This window comes from Pseudomonas sp. URIL14HWK12:I12 (assembly GCF_003097135.1).
Classification (GTDB): domain Bacteria; phylum Pseudomonadota; class Gammaproteobacteria; order Pseudomonadales; family Pseudomonadaceae; genus Aquipseudomonas.
Genome location: NZ_QEQL01000002.1, coordinates 353,646 through 367,845, shown reverse-complemented (window position 1 = coordinate 367,845; position 14,200 = coordinate 353,646). Strand labels below are relative to the sequence as shown.

The following is a 14,200-nucleotide window of genomic DNA, read 5'->3' as shown; positions in this document are numbered from 1 at the left end:
GGGCTGGCCCTGCGAGGGTCTCAAACCGGTATCAGGCGCACACTGGCGCCGTCGCTTACATTCAGCGCCTGAGCCTGGGCCGCGCTCAGCGTCAGCGGCTGGCCAGGGGCCCAGTCCAGGGTCAGCATCACGGCCCGGTAGCCCTGCAGCTGCTCGTTGCTCAGCAGGTAGGGCCGCCCGTGGCTGGGCTCCCCCTCGCCCAGGCGCACGGCCACCAAGCGGCTCTGGCCGATGGAGCGGATGCCTGATACCCGGGCATTGAGGGTGGGGCCGCCGTCGAAAATATCGATGTAGTGGTCGGTTTCGAAACCCTCACGCATCAGGATGTCGAAGGTCACCTGCGCACGCGGGTGCACTTGGCCCATGGCCTCCTGCGCGGTATCGGGCAGCAAGGGTACGTAGATGGGATAGTGCGGCATCAGCTCGGCGATGAAGGTACGGTTGTTGAGCCCGCACAGCCGTTCGGCCTCGGCATAGCTGATGTTGAAAAAATTACGCCCCACTGCATCCCAGAAGGGCGAGTCGCCGTTTTCATCGCTGTAGCCGACGATTTCGGTAACCACCGAGTCGGCGAAGCGCTCCGGGTGCGCTGCCATGAACAGCAACCGCGCGCGGGAATTGAGCTCAGCCCACGCGCTGCGCACCAGCTCAGGCACCACATAGAAGCTGGTTAACAGGCTGTTGCCGGTCAGGTCGTGGCAGGGCGAAAGCACGTGGATCTTGTTATGGATCGCCAGCTCCCGCGAGGCATGCACGAAGGTTTCGTTGCGAAAGCTGTAAAACGGCTCGCTGTACCCAGCCGACGCAACGATGGCTGAGCAGCCCATCAGCCGAGACGTGCTGAGATCTTCGAGCACGAAGAAGTAGGTTTCTTCGCCGTTGAACATCACCTCGGCCGCGAACGACGACTCCGAGGCTGCGATCTTATCGGCCAGCCGCTGAGCGTCGTTGGGCAGGGAAGTGACGCCGATGGGGCTATCGGCGGCCAGCCGCTGAACCTCTTGAAGGTCAGCCATTTGCGCAGGGCGCATCACCAGCATCGTGCCACTCCTAGAAAACAGGTTACAGGCCGGGGGTACCCCCGCCTGGGGCTCAAGCCCCGGTCAGTTCCGCCACGGCACGTTCGAAGCGGTCCAGGCCTTCGTCGATGTCCGCGTTGTCGATCACCAGGCTTGGCGCGAACCGCACCACATCCGGGCCTGCTTGCAGGATCATCAGGTCATGCTTCTCGGCCATCTTGAAGAACTCGCCTGCCTTGCCCTTCCAGGCGTCGGTGAGCACACAGCCAATCAGCAGGCCCTTGCCGCGAACTTGGCTGAAAACGCCATAACGCTCGCCGATCCCACGCAGGCGCACGTTGAAACGCTCCGCACGCGCCGTCACGCCTTCAAGCACGTGCGGGGTGTTGACCACATCAACCACCGCCTCGGCCACCGCGCAAGCCAGCGGGTTGCCGCCATAGGTGGTGCCGTGCACGCCTACGCTGAAGTGCTTGGCCAGTGCTTCACGGGTGAGCATCGCACCGATCGGGAAGCCCCCGCCCAGGCTCTTGGCGCTGGAAAGGATGTCCGGCACCACGCCGTAATTCATGTAGGCGAACAGCTTGCCGGTGCGCCCCATGCCACTCTGCACCTCGTCAAACACCAGCAGCGCATTGTGCGCATCGCACAGCGCCCGGGCACCTTCGAGATAAGCCTGGTCGGCCGGCAGCACCCCGCCCTCCCCTTGGATCGGCTCGATCACCACAGCGCAGGTTTTCTCGGAGATGGCCGCTTCAAGCGCTGCGAGGTCGTTGTAGGGCACATGGGTGATGCCTTCGATCTTCGGCCCGAAACCGTCCGAATACTTGGCCTGGCCGCCCACGCTCACGGTGAACAGCGTGCGCCCGTGAAAACTGTTGAGGCAGGCGATGATTTCGTTCTTCTCAGGCCCGAAGCGATCGTGGGCAACACGCCGTGCCAGCTTGAAGGCAGCCTCGTTGGCCTCGGCGCCGGAGTTGGTGAAAAACACCCGATCAGCGAAGGTCCCCGCCACCAGCTTCTTGGCCAGGCGCAAGGTTGGCTCGTTGGTGAACACATTGGAGACGTGCCACACCTTGTGCGCCTGTTCGGTGAGGGCCTTGACCAGCACCGGATGAGCATGCCCCAGCACGTTGACTGCGATGCCGCCGGAGAAGTCGATCAGTTCTCGGCCTGCCTGGTCCCACACACGGGAACCGGCCCCTCGCACGGGAATGAAACCGGCTGGGGCATAGGTAGGCACGATGACGTGATCGAAATCGGTGCGCTGCACCACGGGGTGCTCAACGGACATTGCAGTCTCCTGAAGCGAAACGCGCACCCTGCAGGGGTGGCGGTTGGGGAAGAAAGTGTAAGGACTGGGCGGGCAGTGGCCTTGTCGCCAGGCGACAACTTGTTACAACCTGAACCCACCACCCCACGAAGCTTATACCCAGGCGACATAAACCTACGTGAATGCGTAGTTTAAACGTTGCCAAGGGCGTTTTGAAACGGGGGATTTCAAGGGAAGCCCTCTTTGTCCGCCACCGCTCAATCCAGCACCACATGTGGCAGGAAACGGCTGCTGTCCTTGGTGATGAGGCTGTCGTCCTCGCGGATGCCGATACCCGCCGGTACATCACCCACCACCCAGGCGCCTATGAGCGTGTAGCTATCGCCGAAGCGCGGCAGCGGCGCCATGGCCTGGAGAATATAGGGCGCATCCGTGTAGGGCCCGCTTTCGGCCACGCGTTGGCCTTGCTCGGTGCACAGCTCGATGTTGGCGCCCTCGCGGGAGAAGAAAGGCTTGCGCACCCAGCCCTGCTTCACTGGCTCGCCGGGCGCTGGGTCGACGAACGCCGGCAACAGGTTCGGGTGCCCTTCGAAAAAGCGCCACAGCAGGGGCAGGATGCCCTTGTTGCTGATGATCGCCTTCCAGGCCGGCTCGACGAATTGGGTACCGCTGCCAGCGACCGCCTCGCCGAACGGCTCCTCGAAGATGTGCTCCCAGGCGTGCAGCTTGAACAGCCGGGTAATCGGCTCGCCCGAAAGGTCGATGAAGCGCCCTTGGGCATCCAGGCCGATATCCTGCAAGTCGATATGCCGCGCATCTATGCCGGCGTGCGCGGCCATGCGCCGCAAGAAGTCGGTCGTGCCGCGGTCTTCGCTGGAGCCCGCGATCGCGGAGAACCACCAGGGGCTAGCAGTGCCGAACGTCGCCAGGGCCCTGACCAGGTCTTCGGCGAGGGTGTTGAACTGGTTGGCATGCGCCGGCAGCTCGCCGCGGGCGATCTGCTCTTCCAGCCAAAGCAGTTGGATGGCGCCGGCTTCGAGCAGTGAGGTAGGCGTGTCGTAGTTAGCCTCCAGCAGCTTGGCCGGCCCGTTGCCACAGTAGGAAAAATCGAACCGCCCGTACAGATGCGGCTCGGCCCGGCGCCAGGAATCGCACACCAGGTCATGGAAGGCCGAAGGGATGGCAAGCTCGGTGAGTAATTGCTCGCTCTGCACCACGCGGTCAACGACCTCCAGGCACATCTGGTGCAGGGCGCGAGTGGGCGCTTCCAGATCCTGAGTCACCTGGCGTTCGCTGAAACGGTAGTAAGCGCGCTCATCCCAGTAACGCTCGCCGTCGAAGGTATGAAAGCCGAAGCCCTGCGCTTCAACTCGCGCCTGCCAGCCCGGGCGCTCGGCGATCGGAACCTTTTTCATGCTCAACCGCCAGAGCTGAAGCCGCCTCGAGTGGCGCTGCCCCACCCGCTGCGTGCCGTGGCCGAGCTGCCAAAGCCGCCGCGGGACACCGCCGAGCCGACAGATTCATTGCGCCCGAGCGTCGGGGGCACGTAGCTGCCAGTGCTTCGCGCCTGGGTCGAGCGGCTGAAGGTCTGGCCATTGTCCGCTTGGCGCGACAGGGTTGAGGTCGAGTACCCGCCCGCCCGGTTGCGCATGTCGTAGATGGGCTCGGAGTAATAGCGGTTACCGCCGCCGAGCATCTGGCCCAGCAACAGCCCGGTCAACAGCCCGTTGCCGCTCTCCCCCTGCGAGCGCGCCTGTTCGGCGGCCTGGCGAGGTACGTCGCCCGACATTGCCAATTCGAAGCCGCCGAGCCGCGGGACGTACTTGCCACCGGAGGTCAGCTGGCAGTAGCCGGGGACGAAGTCTTCCTCACAGGCTGCCTGATCGTCGTAGGTGGGGGCGATCTTGCGGTGATCGTCCAGCGCGTGCATGTACGCGGTGGAGCACACGTCGACCGGCACCTTGGCGTCCACACACTCCTGCACGGTTTTGAAATCCTTGCGCGCGGTGACGTTCACCGAGTCGTCACAGCCGGCCAGGGCCAGGGGCAGCGCACCCACCAGCACGAGGGTCGCGCAGCTTCGGTTTCTCATCGCTTTCTCCTTGTGCGAGGCAGGCTCAGGCCGCCGGCGTCATGCAGGCCGAATTGAGCAAGCCAATGCTGATCGCCACCGCCGCCGAATAGATGGCCGCCGCCAGCTCACCACGGGCGATACGTGCCGACAACCCTTTGACTACCAGGCTGGTGGCACCGAACGCCAGCAGTTGTACCAGCGCCGCGATCAGCACCCACACTGTGAAATCGAGCACGCTCACGCTGTAGGCGATGATGTTGCTTGCCGGCAGCGCAAAGCCTACCAGCGAGCCACCCAGTGCCACCGCCGCGGCCACGTTGTTGTCGCGAATCAATGCGAACTCACGGTGCGGCGTGATGCGGGTGTAGATGAACTGGAACAGGGCGAAGAGCACCGCCGCGACAGCGATGTAGACGATGAAGCCAAACACGGCCGTGGCATTGAGCGACAGGGCGAGTGCGTCGAGCATGGAGATGTCCTTGTCAGAGAACCTGAAGGTCAGGCAGTTGCAGGGTCACCCCCACCGCCGTGGTGAGGCTGACGTTGCCCTGCTCGTCTTCCTCGACGGAAAACAGCAGGTATTCCTTGCGGTTGACCAGGCCGATTTCGCGCGCATAAAGCATCGCGTGGTGTTTGACCGTGTAGCTGGCCTCGGGGCTGGTGACCGATTCGTGCAAGGGTACCAGTTCGGCCAACCCCATTTCACTCCCCCACTGCCGCTCGAAGCTTTCGCCTTCGTGCTCAAGCGTCGGCAAGCCGATATTGGCAGTCAGGCGCTGCAGCTCTGCCTTGCTGGTCACATTCAGCGCACTGAAGTAACCGAACAGTTGCACCTCGTCGATAGCCTCGTTGCCCGCACCGCCCATGACCACTTGCAGGTAGTAGTCTTCGTCGTCCAGGTAATAGCGCAACAGGCGGCTGCCCTGGCCCAGTTCGATGCTGCCGCGGGCGCAGATCTTTTCGTCGCCGGGGACCACGACATAGGAATGGCCGTCAAGCAGGCTTGCCAGCGACGGCGACAGGCTTGGCATGCGCCCGATGTCCAGGCCCAGGGGCCCTTCAGCCCTGGCCTGGGGCGCACCCTTTGCAACGGGTGCTTCCAGCCCCAGCATACGTTTGATCAGGCCCATGGCCTCGCTCCTCGATAAGGCGGCGCAAGCCTGGGCTCGCACCGCACCGGGTTACTGCTGTGGGTTCTGCTTGGCCTTGAGCCGGGCCAGCACGTCGGCGCCGCTGGTGGCCGAAGCGCCGATGCCAGCCTGTTGCAGGCGCCGCTCGAGGTCGCCGCCGTTGGCTGCATTGGCCAGCTCTTCGGCGGCCTCGAGCTTGGCATCGCGTTCATCCTGGCGCTGCTTGATGCGGGCCAGGGAGTCGACCGCCGTTTCCAGCTTGCCATTCGCGCCGCCGGTCGCCGTTGCGGTGGCGACCCTAGCCTGCTGCACGCTTTCCCGGGCCTTGGCCATCTCAACCTGCTGCTTGAGGCCCTTGATCTGTGCCTCAGCCTTGCTCAGTTGGGCCTGCAATGCATTGGCCTGTTGCCCGAACTGGTCGGCCAGTACCTGTTCCTGATTGCGCTGGCCTTCGATCTCGGCAACCTTGGCGGCGCATTCGGTGGCCAGGGCTTCTTCGCCCTTGTCGAGCGCGGCCATGGCCTTGCCTTCCCAGTTGGCGATGTCGTTGTTCAGCGCCTCGAGGCGCTGTTGCGACAGCTTGTGCCGCGCCTTGATGTCGACCAGCCCGTTGCGCGCTTTCAGCAGCGCAGCCTCGGCGTCACGCTGCTCCTGCTCGAGAATGCGAATGGCATTGGCGTCGACGATTGCCTCACCGGCTTCGGACACGCCGCCCCGTACGGCAGTGATGATTTTTTTCCAGATACTCATGAAAGTTGGCTCCGGTCAGGCAGTGAAATGGTCGGCGAACGCTTCGCTGGCACGTACCAGGTTTTCGGCGAGGGTATCGATTTCGTGCACGATCACCGGCAGCGGCGATTCAGCGCTCAGGGCACCGAACAGGCCGTAATAGGCAGTGCCGCCGACCTGCTCGATGCACACCGACGAGAGCGGGAACAGCTCGCGGCTGCGCAGTACGGTGTCATTGAAGGCGGCGCGGTCGTTGACCTTGCTCGCTTCCACCAGCAGGCCGTCGACCAGTACCTGATCGCCCGAGATGGCCAGCTCCAGGGCGAAGCCATGAAGGTTGAGCCGCAGCACTGGCGCCGGGCCCTCCTGCAGAGCAAGCGCCAAGGCGCCGCTGGTCACCCGTTCGTGTTGTTGCAAGGCTTGGTGCAGCGAGGTGATGGACCACACTGAGGTGTCGCTCATGAGCACTCCTTTCTTCTGCGATGGCGCGTGAGGGCGCCTGGCTGGAATGGCGGGTTAACGGTGTTCGAGAACCCTTTCCTTGTGCGCGCAAACTACAGTGCTGCGGTGTGCCTGAAAAGCTCGACGCTATCGAGGGCTGGCTTTTCCTGACGGAAAATCATGACAAGATTGGTCAGCCACGCTCTGCCGGGGCCGATGCGAGCTCGAACGGGCTGCCGCCGCGGCGCTGGTTGCGATCCTCGCGGGGGGTCGCACCGAAGAAATTTCGATAGGCGCTGGAGAAATGCGGGCCGGAAGAGAAGCCGCACGACAGGCCGATCTGGATGATCGACTTGCTGGTCTGCAATAGCATCTGCCGTGCCTTGTTCAAACGCAGCTCCAGGTAGTACTGGCTTGGCACGCGGTTCAGGTATTGCTTGAAGATCCGCTCGAGCTGCCGCCGGGATACGCATACATGCTGGGCGATTTCGTCGGTTGTGAGCGGCTCCTCGATATTGGCCTCCATCAACACCACCGCCTGGGTCAGTTTGGGGTGGCTGGAGCCCAGTCGATTCTGCAGAGGAATGCGCTGGCGCTCGCCCCCTTCGCGGATGCGCTCCACCACCAGCTCTTCAGAAACTGCGCCAGCGAGCTCGTTGCCGTGGTCACGCGCGAGCATCGCCAGCATGAGATCGAGCACGGCAATGCCACCGCAGGCGCTCAAACGGTCGCGATCGCAATCGAACAAGTGGCTGGTGCCGATGACCTTGGGAAAACGCTCAGCGAAGTCGTCCTGCCAACGCCAATGCACCGCTGCCCTGTAGCCATCGAGCAGGCCCAACTGGGCCAGCGGGTAGATCCCGGCGCCAAGCGCGCCCATTACGCAACCGCCGCGCGCCAGCTGCTTGAGCGCAGTGCCCAGCGCCGACGGCAAGGCTTGGGGTGGTTCGTCGGCCACCAGAAACAGCCGCTGGCAGCCCTCCAGCGCACCGGCCCACGGCCCACCAGGCAGCTGCCAGGCCGCTGCTGCGGGCTGCTGCGCCTGGAAGAACGACAGCTCATACGACACATCCGGATGCACCCTGCCCGCGACCTCCAGCGCTTCTTCGGCCAGGGCCAGGGTCATGGGCCTGGTGCCGGGCCAGATAAGAAAACCGATTCGCTGAGGGGTCATGGGGCGATTACGCTCACTGGCTGAAGCCGACTATTTAAGACTACCGGAAAGAAATTGGCGCAGCCGCGCCGATTTCGGGTCGCTCAATACCTCGCGAGGTGCGCCCTGCTCTTCGATCAGGCCCTGGTGCAGGAAGATCAACTGATTGGAGACTTCCCGCGCGAACCCCATCTCGTGGGTCACAACCACCATGGTGCGCCCTTCGCGGGCCAGCGACTGCATCACCCCGAGCACATCGCCGACCAGCTCTGGGTCCAACGCGGAGGTGGGTTCGTCGAACAGCATCACTTCAGGCTCCATGGCCAACGCACGGGCAATTGCTACACGCTGCTGCTCACCACCGGACATGTGCGCAGGGTAGGCGGCCTTGCGATGGGCAACGCCCACCCGGCCCAGGTAATGCTCGGCGCGTTCTCTGGCCTCGGCCTTGCTTACGCCCAGCACCTGTACGGGCGCCTCCATGACGTTTTCAAGTGCACTCATGTGGGCCCACAGGTTGAAATGCTGGAACACCATCGACAGCCGCGAGCGCATGCGCTGCAACTGGCCCCGATCAACTGCCCGCAGCGAGCCATCCTTGCCCGGCGCCAGCCTGAGCGCCTCGCCATTGAGGCTGATGCTGCCGGCGTGGGGCTGCTCCAGCAGGTTGATGCAACGCAGGAAAGTGCTCTTGCCCGAACCACTGGAGCCGATGATGCTGATCACATCGCCGGCCCCGGCCGCGAGCGAGACGCCCTTGAGCACTTCGTTATCGCCGAAGCGCTTGTGCAGGTCCCGGACCTGAAGCTTGTACATAGGGTTGTTATCCGTCGATTCAGTCACTGAGCAGCCGCCCTTCACGCAACGGCTGCGCGCCCGCCACCTTGGCCAGCCAAACGCCAGGCTGTGCGTAGCGCAGCCGCTCCACGGCGAACAGCACCCCGGGGATGGTCGAGCGCACTACTGTGGCCCGGTCGGCAAGTGGGTCGACCACTTCGAACAGCGCATCGCCTGGCTGCACATGGGCACCCGGCTGGCTCAGGTAGCTGACGACCCCGGCATGGGGTGGGTAATACAATTGAGTACCGGCAAATGGCAGCCCTTCACACGCTGGCCCGGCCGCCGCAGGTGCATCACCGGCAATCAGCCCCTGCTCGGTGAGAAACGCGAGAATGCCACGCGCGTGAGCGTCTGCCTGGCCAGGCGCGGTATCGGCCTGCCCGCCCAATTCGAGGGTGGTCGCCAGGCACGCTAGCGGCACATGGTCGAAATGGCGAGACAGCCGCAGCCAGGGTAGCGAACAAGCCTCGTCGAAGCTGCTGCCGCCGGAGTCCTCGGCCAGCAGGCCAACCGCCATTCCCAAGTGAGCGGCCAGCGAGCGCCATTGCGGCCAGTGCTGCGGCAAGGCGTACATGTGCAGGGCGGCCTCGGCGTCGCAGTGCAGATCGAGCACGATGTCGGCGTCGCAGGCATGGCTGAGCAGCAGGCGCTGCAACCCTTCAAGCGCACTGCTAGGCGCACGCAGGCTCGCCAGGTGCTCACGCATGGCTTGGCGGATCAACTGGGTGTTGGCACGTGGGTCGTCGCCCAGGCGCCCTTCCAGCAGGTCGGCCACCGGCGCGGAGAGCTCGACGAAATCCCGATTGAAATTGCGCCCACTGCCCTGCTCGAAACGCCCTTGGTGCACCCCTTGGAGTAACTGGCCAAGGCCCAGCGGGTTGGCCACAGGCACCAGCTCGACGGTGCCCAGCAGACGCTGCTGCCCTTCGAGCTCGGCCAACTGCCGCTTCAGCGACCAGGCCGTACGCATGCCCGGGAGCTCGTCGGCATGCAAGCTGGCCTGGATGTAGGCCTTGCGCTCGCCCTGGCCAAAGCGGAACACACTCAAAGTGCGCTCGGTACCCAGGCTGCTCCAGGGCAGGCGGTGATCGATTCGTTGCATGGTTCAGCCCCTGCGCGGAGAAAGGTAAGCCAGCCAGCGGCGCTCGGCCAGGCGAAACAGCCGCACGAGCAGCAGCGTCAAGGCCAGGTAGAAGGCACCGGCGGTCACATAGGCTTCGAACGGCAGGTAGTACTGCGCGTTCACTGCCCGTGCCGCACCAGTGAGGTCCATCAGCGTGACGATCGAGGCCAGGCTGGTGGTTTGCAGCATCATGATGACCTCGTTGCTGTACTGCGGCAGCGCACGGCGCAGCGCCGAGGGCAGCAGAATACGCCGGTACATCGTGGCCGGCGACATGCCCATGGCCCTGGCCGCCTCCACCTCGCCAGGCGGTGTCGCACGCAGGCTGCCCGCGATGATTTCGGCGGTGTAGGCACTGGTGTTGATGGCAAAGGCAAGGCAGGCACAGAAGGTCGCACTCGACAGCCACGGCCACAGGACGCTCTGGCGTACCGCCTCGAACTGCGCCAGGCCGTAATAGATCAGAAACAGCTGCACCAACATCGGTGTGCCGCGGATCACGTAGGTGTAGCACCAGGCTGGCAGGTTCACCCAGCGGCGAGACGACACCCGCATCAATGCCAGCGGTAGCGCTACCAGCAACCCGAATGCCAGCGCGATTGCCAGCAGCTTGAGGGTTTCGAGCAGCCCGGCCAAATACATCGGCAGGCTCGCCCACACAATGGTGTAGTCGAAGATCACAGGCTCACCTCCTTCACGCCATGGCTGTAGCGCCGCTCGACCCATTTGAGCAGCAGCAGCGAGACGCTGGTAATCACCAGGTACAGTGCCGCTACCGTCAGATAGAAGGTAAAGGGCTGGCGGGTGGCATCGGCTGCCTGCTTGGCCTTGAACATCATGTCCTGCAGGCCGACCACGCTGACCAGTGCAGTGGCCTTGGTCAGTACCAGCCAGTTGTTGGTGAAGCCCGGCAGCGCAAGGCGAATCATCTGCGGTACCAGCACCCGAAAGAACACCTGCATAGGGCGCATGCCATAGGCCACGCCCGCTTCGGCCTGGCCGGCGGGAATCGCCAGGAAGGCACCGCGGAAGGTTTCGCAGAGGTAAGCGCCAAAAATGAAGCCCAGGGTGAAGATGCCGCAGGCCAGCGGATCGAGATCGATGTAGTCGTCATGGCCGAGCATCGGCGCAACCCGGTTGAGCAGGTCCTGGCCGCCGTAGAAGATCAACAGGATCAGTACCAGGTCGGGTATACCCCGTATCACCGTGGAATACACATCGCCCAGCCAGGCCAATGGCCGGATCGGTGAAAGCCGCAGCGCGGCGCCCAGCAGGCCCAATGCGATCGCCAGTGCCATCGAGGCCAGCGCCAACTGCAGCGTCAGCCCCACGCCCTCGACGATCAATGCCCCATAACCACTCAGCATGGCCGCACACCTTCAAAGCCCATCGACATGGCGGTCACTGGCCGTAGATGTCGAAATCGAAGTACTTGTCCTGGATCTGCTTGTAGGTGCCGTTGGCGCGGATGGCCTCCAGGGCGCTGTTGAGGGCCTCGAGCTGCTCTTTGCTGCCCTTGCGCACGGCAATGCCCACACCGTCGCCGAAGTACTGCGGGTCGGTGAAGGCCGGGCCTGCAAAGGCGAAGCCCTTGCCGGCGTCGGTTTTCAGGAAACCATCCTGCAGCAGGGTAGCGTCGGCCAGGGTGCCGTCGATGCGACCGGCGGCCAGGTCCAGGTAGATTTCGTTTTGCGAGCTGTAGGGCGCTACTTCAACCCCCTTGGGCGCCAGCACTTCGCGGGCGAAACGCTCGTGAATCGAGCCGCGCTGCACCCCAACCTTTTTGCCGGCCAGGCCCGCGAGGTCATCGCCTACGGTCGCGCCCTCCTTCATTACCAAGCGAGCCGGAGTGCTGTAGTACTTGTTCGTGAAATCCACGGACTTCTTGCGATCGTCGGTAATCGACATCGACGACAGGATCGCATCGATCTTGCGTACCTTCAGCGCCGGGATCAGGCCGTCGAATTCCATTTCTACCCACTGGCACTGGGTGTTCATCTGCTTGCACAGGGCGTTGCCGATGTCGTAGTCAAAACCGGTGATCTGCCCATCGGGCGTCTTGGAGGCGAAGGGTGGGTACGCGGCTTCGATACCGATTCGCAGCGGGCGGTCAGCGGCAGAAACGCCGAACGACAGGACGGACAGCGCCAAGGCGCCCAGCAGGGCGAGCTTTTTCATCGGAACACTCCAGAAAGGCAGAACGCGCCAGCCAAGGGCATTGGCTGGGCAAGGTAATCAGGGGCGGGGTTGCCCGCGAAAGGGGCGCATTTTAGCGGCGGAGAGGCGACAACATATTGCGTTTAAGCGACAACTTGTTACAGAGCACTAAATCGAAGCCCACGCTCCTATTGACCAGGTGCGTGGGCCTGCGCTAGTGGTGCCAAGGCTCAGGCCGAGGCTTTGCTCATCTGTTTGTGGGTATCGATCAGGTGTTGCACCACCCCAGGGTCGGCCAGTGTGGAGATGTCCCCGAGCGCGTCGTACTCGCCCGTGGCGATCTTTCGCAGGATACGCCGCATGATCTTGCCCGAGCGGGTTTTCGGCAGCCCTGGCGCCCACTGGATCACATCCGGCGAGGCAATCGGGCCGATTTCCTTGCGTACCCAGTTTTTAAGCTCCATACGCAGCGCCTCGTTGGGCTCTTCGCCACCGTTGAGGGTCACGTACACATAGATGCCCTGACCCTTGAGGTCATGCGGCACGCCAACCACTGCAGCCTCGGCGACCTTCGGGTGGGCGACCATGGCGCTTTCGATCTCGGCCGTGCCCATGCGGTGCCCGGAGACATTGAGTACGTCATCGACCCGGCCGGTGATCCAGTAATAGCCATCTTCGTCTCGGCGTGCGCCGTCGCCGGTGAAGTACATGCCCCGGAAGGTTTTGAAATAAGTGTCGACGAAGCGGTCATGGTCACCGTACAGCGAGCGCGACTGGCCTGGCCAGGAGTCCAGAATCACCAGGTTGCCTTCGGCAGCGCCCTCGATGATGTTGCCCAAGTTGTCCACCAGCGCCGGTACCACGCCGAAGAACGGGCGGGTCGCCGAGCCGGGCTTGAGCGCAGTGGCACCCGGCAGCGGGCTGATCAGGATGCCGCCGGTTTCGGTCTGCCACCAGGTGTCGACGATCGGGCAACGCTCCTTGCCCACGGTTTTGTAGTACCAGCCCCAGGCTTCAGGGTTGATCGGCTCGCCGACCGAGCCCAACAAGCGCAGGCTGGAGCCATCGGCGCCCCGTACGGCCGCGTCACCCTCGGCCATCATCGCACGCACTGCAGTCGGGGCAGTGTAGAGGATGTTGACCTTGTGTTTGTCGACCACCTGCGCCACGCGGGTGATGTCGGGGTAGTTGGGGACCCCTTCGAACAGCAAGGTGGTGGCGCCATTGGCCAGGGGGCCGTAGACGATATAGCTGTGCCCGGTCACCCAGCCCACGTCGGCGGTGCACCAGTACACCTCGCCTGGGCGGTAGTCGAAGACCCGCTCATGGGTGAGCGCGGCATACAGCAGGTAGCCACCTGTGGTGTGCAGCACGCCCTTGGGTTTGCCGGTGGAGCCGGAGGTGTAGAGGATGAACAGCGCTTCCTCGGCGCCCATCTCCTTGGGTGCGCAGGTGGAAGACGCCACTTCGAGCAACGCGTGGTACCAGATGTCGCGGTGGCGGTTCCACTCGATCTCGCCACCGGTGCGCCGGCAAACGATGACCTGCTGCACGGTAAAGGTATCGGGGTTGGTCAGGGCCTTGTCAACGTTGGCCTTGAGCGGGATCTTGCGGCCGCCGCGCACGCCCTCGTCGGCGGTGATGACCACCTTCGAGCCGCAGTCGATGATGCGCCCGGCCAAGGCTTCGGGAGAGAACCCGCCGAAGACTACCGAATGGATGGCGCCGATCCGGGCACAGGCCAACATGGCGACCACGGCCTGGGGAATCATTGGCATGTAGATGGTGACGACGTCGCCGCGGTGCACATCCTGCCCGCGCAGGGCGTTGGCGAACTTGCATACTTCTTCGTGAAGCTCACGGTAGGTGATGTTGCGGCTTTCGCTTGGGTCGTCGCCTTCCCAGATGATCGCCACCTGGTCACCCCGCTCGGCCAAGTGGCGGTCGAGGCAGTTATAGGCCACGTTCAGAGTGCCGTCAGCGAACCATTTGATGTCGACGTGGTGATCGTCGAAAGAGGTCTGCTTGACCTTGGTGAACGGCTTGATCCAGTCAAGGCGCTTGGCCTGGTCGCGCCAGAAGCCGTCCGGGTTGATCACCGACTGTTGATACATGGCCTTGTAGGCCGCCTCGTCGGTGAGGGTGTTCTTGGCCACCTCGGGAGGTACGGGATACAGGGAAGCCGCAGTCATCGCTTTACACCTCGGGGCAATCATTGTTTTTGTATGGTTTCGTTTTTAGCGGAGTCAATCGCTGGCGAG

General features: G+C 63.6%; 15 protein-coding genes. All 15 read right to left on the bottom strand.

The window, feature by feature from the left end:
* Window positions 1-20: 20 nt before the first annotated feature.
* Window positions 21-1,040: an arginine/ornithine succinyltransferase subunit alpha gene (gene aruF, locus F474_RS08775; protein ID WP_097085519.1), complete on the bottom strand. Its 1,020-nt coding sequence runs from the start codon at window positions 1,038-1,040 to the stop codon at window positions 21-23.
* 52 nt (window positions 1,041-1,092) lie between these two features.
* Entirely contained in the window at window positions 1,093-2,313 is a 1,221-nt protein-coding gene (locus F474_RS08770; protein WP_097085520.1) for an aspartate aminotransferase family protein, read from the bottom strand.
* Window positions 2,314-2,549: 236 nt separating this feature from the next.
* Window positions 2,550-3,707 (bottom strand): glutathionylspermidine synthase family protein, encoded by a 1,158-nt coding sequence (locus F474_RS08765; RefSeq protein ID WP_097085521.1) that lies wholly within the window; start codon window positions 3,705-3,707, stop codon window positions 2,550-2,552.
* A gap of 2 nt (window positions 3,708-3,709) precedes the next feature.
* Complete coding sequence (locus tag F474_RS08760; protein ID WP_097085522.1) at window positions 3,710-4,384, bottom strand: DUF1190 domain-containing protein; 675 nt, start codon at window positions 4,382-4,384, stop codon at window positions 3,710-3,712.
* Between the two features lie 25 nt (window positions 4,385-4,409).
* Window positions 4,410-4,835: a DUF350 domain-containing protein gene (locus tag F474_RS08755; RefSeq protein WP_097085523.1), complete on the bottom strand. Its 426-nt coding sequence runs from the start codon at window positions 4,833-4,835 to the stop codon at window positions 4,410-4,412.
* A 13-nt stretch (window positions 4,836-4,848) separates the two neighbouring features.
* Window positions 4,849-5,496: a DUF2491 family protein gene (locus F474_RS08750; protein ID WP_097085524.1), complete on the bottom strand. Its 648-nt coding sequence runs from the start codon at window positions 5,494-5,496 to the stop codon at window positions 4,849-4,851.
* A 51-nt stretch (window positions 5,497-5,547) separates the two neighbouring features.
* Entirely contained in the window at window positions 5,548-6,246 is a 699-nt protein-coding gene (locus tag F474_RS08745) for a PspA/IM30 family protein (RefSeq protein WP_097085525.1), read from the bottom strand.
* A gap of 15 nt (window positions 6,247-6,261) precedes the next feature.
* Window positions 6,262-6,687 (bottom strand): YjfI family protein, encoded by a 426-nt coding sequence (locus F474_RS08740; RefSeq protein ID WP_097085526.1) that lies wholly within the window; start codon window positions 6,685-6,687, stop codon window positions 6,262-6,264.
* Window positions 6,688-6,859: 172 nt separating this feature from the next.
* Complete coding sequence (argR, locus tag F474_RS08735; protein WP_097085527.1) at window positions 6,860-7,840, bottom strand: transcriptional regulator ArgR; 981 nt, start codon at window positions 7,838-7,840, stop codon at window positions 6,860-6,862.
* Between the two features lie 30 nt (window positions 7,841-7,870).
* Window positions 7,871-8,635 carry an ABC transporter ATP-binding protein gene (locus tag F474_RS08730; protein WP_097085528.1) on the bottom strand — a complete coding sequence of 255 codons (765 nt, stop codon included), beginning with the start codon at window positions 8,633-8,635 and terminating at the stop codon, window positions 7,871-7,873.
* 19 nt (window positions 8,636-8,654) lie between these two features.
* On the bottom strand, window positions 8,655-9,761 hold the full coding sequence (locus tag F474_RS08725) for a succinylglutamate desuccinylase/aspartoacylase family protein (protein ID WP_097085529.1): 1,107 nt from the start codon (window positions 9,759-9,761) through the stop codon (window positions 8,655-8,657).
* A 3-nt stretch (window positions 9,762-9,764) separates the two neighbouring features.
* A complete protein-coding gene (locus F474_RS08720; protein ID WP_371916151.1) occupies window positions 9,765-10,424 on the bottom strand; it encodes an ABC transporter permease in 660 nt (219 codons plus the stop codon).
* Between the two features lie 35 nt (window positions 10,425-10,459).
* On the bottom strand, window positions 10,460-11,149 hold the full coding sequence (locus F474_RS08715; RefSeq protein WP_097085531.1) for an ABC transporter permease: 690 nt from the start codon (window positions 11,147-11,149) through the stop codon (window positions 10,460-10,462).
* Between the two features lie 34 nt (window positions 11,150-11,183).
* Window positions 11,184-11,960 carry an ABC transporter substrate-binding protein gene (locus F474_RS08710; RefSeq protein ID WP_097085532.1) on the bottom strand — a complete coding sequence of 259 codons (777 nt, stop codon included), beginning with the start codon at window positions 11,958-11,960 and terminating at the stop codon, window positions 11,184-11,186.
* A gap of 209 nt (window positions 11,961-12,169) precedes the next feature.
* Entirely contained in the window at window positions 12,170-14,131 is a 1,962-nt protein-coding gene (gene acs, locus F474_RS08705) for an acetate--CoA ligase (protein ID WP_097085533.1), read from the bottom strand.
* Window positions 14,132-14,200 lie beyond the last annotated feature (69 nt).

Bases quoted from the DNA above. Each gene is read 5' to 3' on its own strand.
- aruF (WP_097085519.1), bottom strand. From the start codon at position 1,040: ATGCTGGTGATGCGCCCTGCGCAAATGGCTGACCTTCAAGAGGTTCAG.
- F474_RS08770 (WP_097085520.1), bottom strand. From the start codon at position 2,313: ATGTCCGTTGAGCACCCCGTGGTGCAGCGCACCGATTTCGATCACGTC.
- F474_RS08765 (WP_097085521.1), bottom strand. From the start codon at position 3,707: ATGAAAAAGGTTCCGATCGCCGAGCGCCCGGGCTGGCAGGCGCGAGTT.
- F474_RS08760 (WP_097085522.1), bottom strand. From the start codon at position 4,384: ATGAGAAACCGAAGCTGCGCGACCCTCGTGCTGGTGGGTGCGCTGCCC.
- F474_RS08755 (WP_097085523.1), bottom strand. From the start codon at position 4,835: ATGCTCGACGCACTCGCCCTGTCGCTCAATGCCACGGCCGTGTTTGGC.
- F474_RS08750 (WP_097085524.1), bottom strand. From the start codon at position 5,496: ATGGGCCTGATCAAACGTATGCTGGGGCTGGAAGCACCCGTTGCAAAG.
- F474_RS08745 (WP_097085525.1), bottom strand. From the start codon at position 6,246: ATGAGTATCTGGAAAAAAATCATCACTGCCGTACGGGGCGGCGTGTCC.
- F474_RS08740 (WP_097085526.1), bottom strand. From the start codon at position 6,687: ATGAGCGACACCTCAGTGTGGTCCATCACCTCGCTGCACCAAGCCTTG.
- argR (WP_097085527.1), bottom strand. From the start codon at position 7,840: ATGACCCCTCAGCGAATCGGTTTTCTTATCTGGCCCGGCACCAGGCCC.
- F474_RS08730 (WP_097085528.1), bottom strand. From the start codon at position 8,635: ATGTACAAGCTTCAGGTCCGGGACCTGCACAAGCGCTTCGGCGATAAC.
- F474_RS08725 (WP_097085529.1), bottom strand. From the start codon at position 9,761: ATGCAACGAATCGATCACCGCCTGCCCTGGAGCAGCCTGGGTACCGAG.
- F474_RS08720 (WP_371916151.1), bottom strand. From the start codon at position 10,424: ATGTATTTGGCCGGGCTGCTCGAAACCCTCAAGCTGCTGGCAATCGCG.
- F474_RS08715 (WP_097085531.1), bottom strand. From the start codon at position 11,149: ATGCTGAGTGGTTATGGGGCATTGATCGTCGAGGGCGTGGGGCTGACG.
- F474_RS08710 (WP_097085532.1), bottom strand. From the start codon at position 11,960: ATGAAAAAGCTCGCCCTGCTGGGCGCCTTGGCGCTGTCCGTCCTGTCG.
- acs (WP_097085533.1), bottom strand. From the start codon at position 14,131: ATGACTGCGGCTTCCCTGTATCCCGTACCTCCCGAGGTGGCCAAGAAC.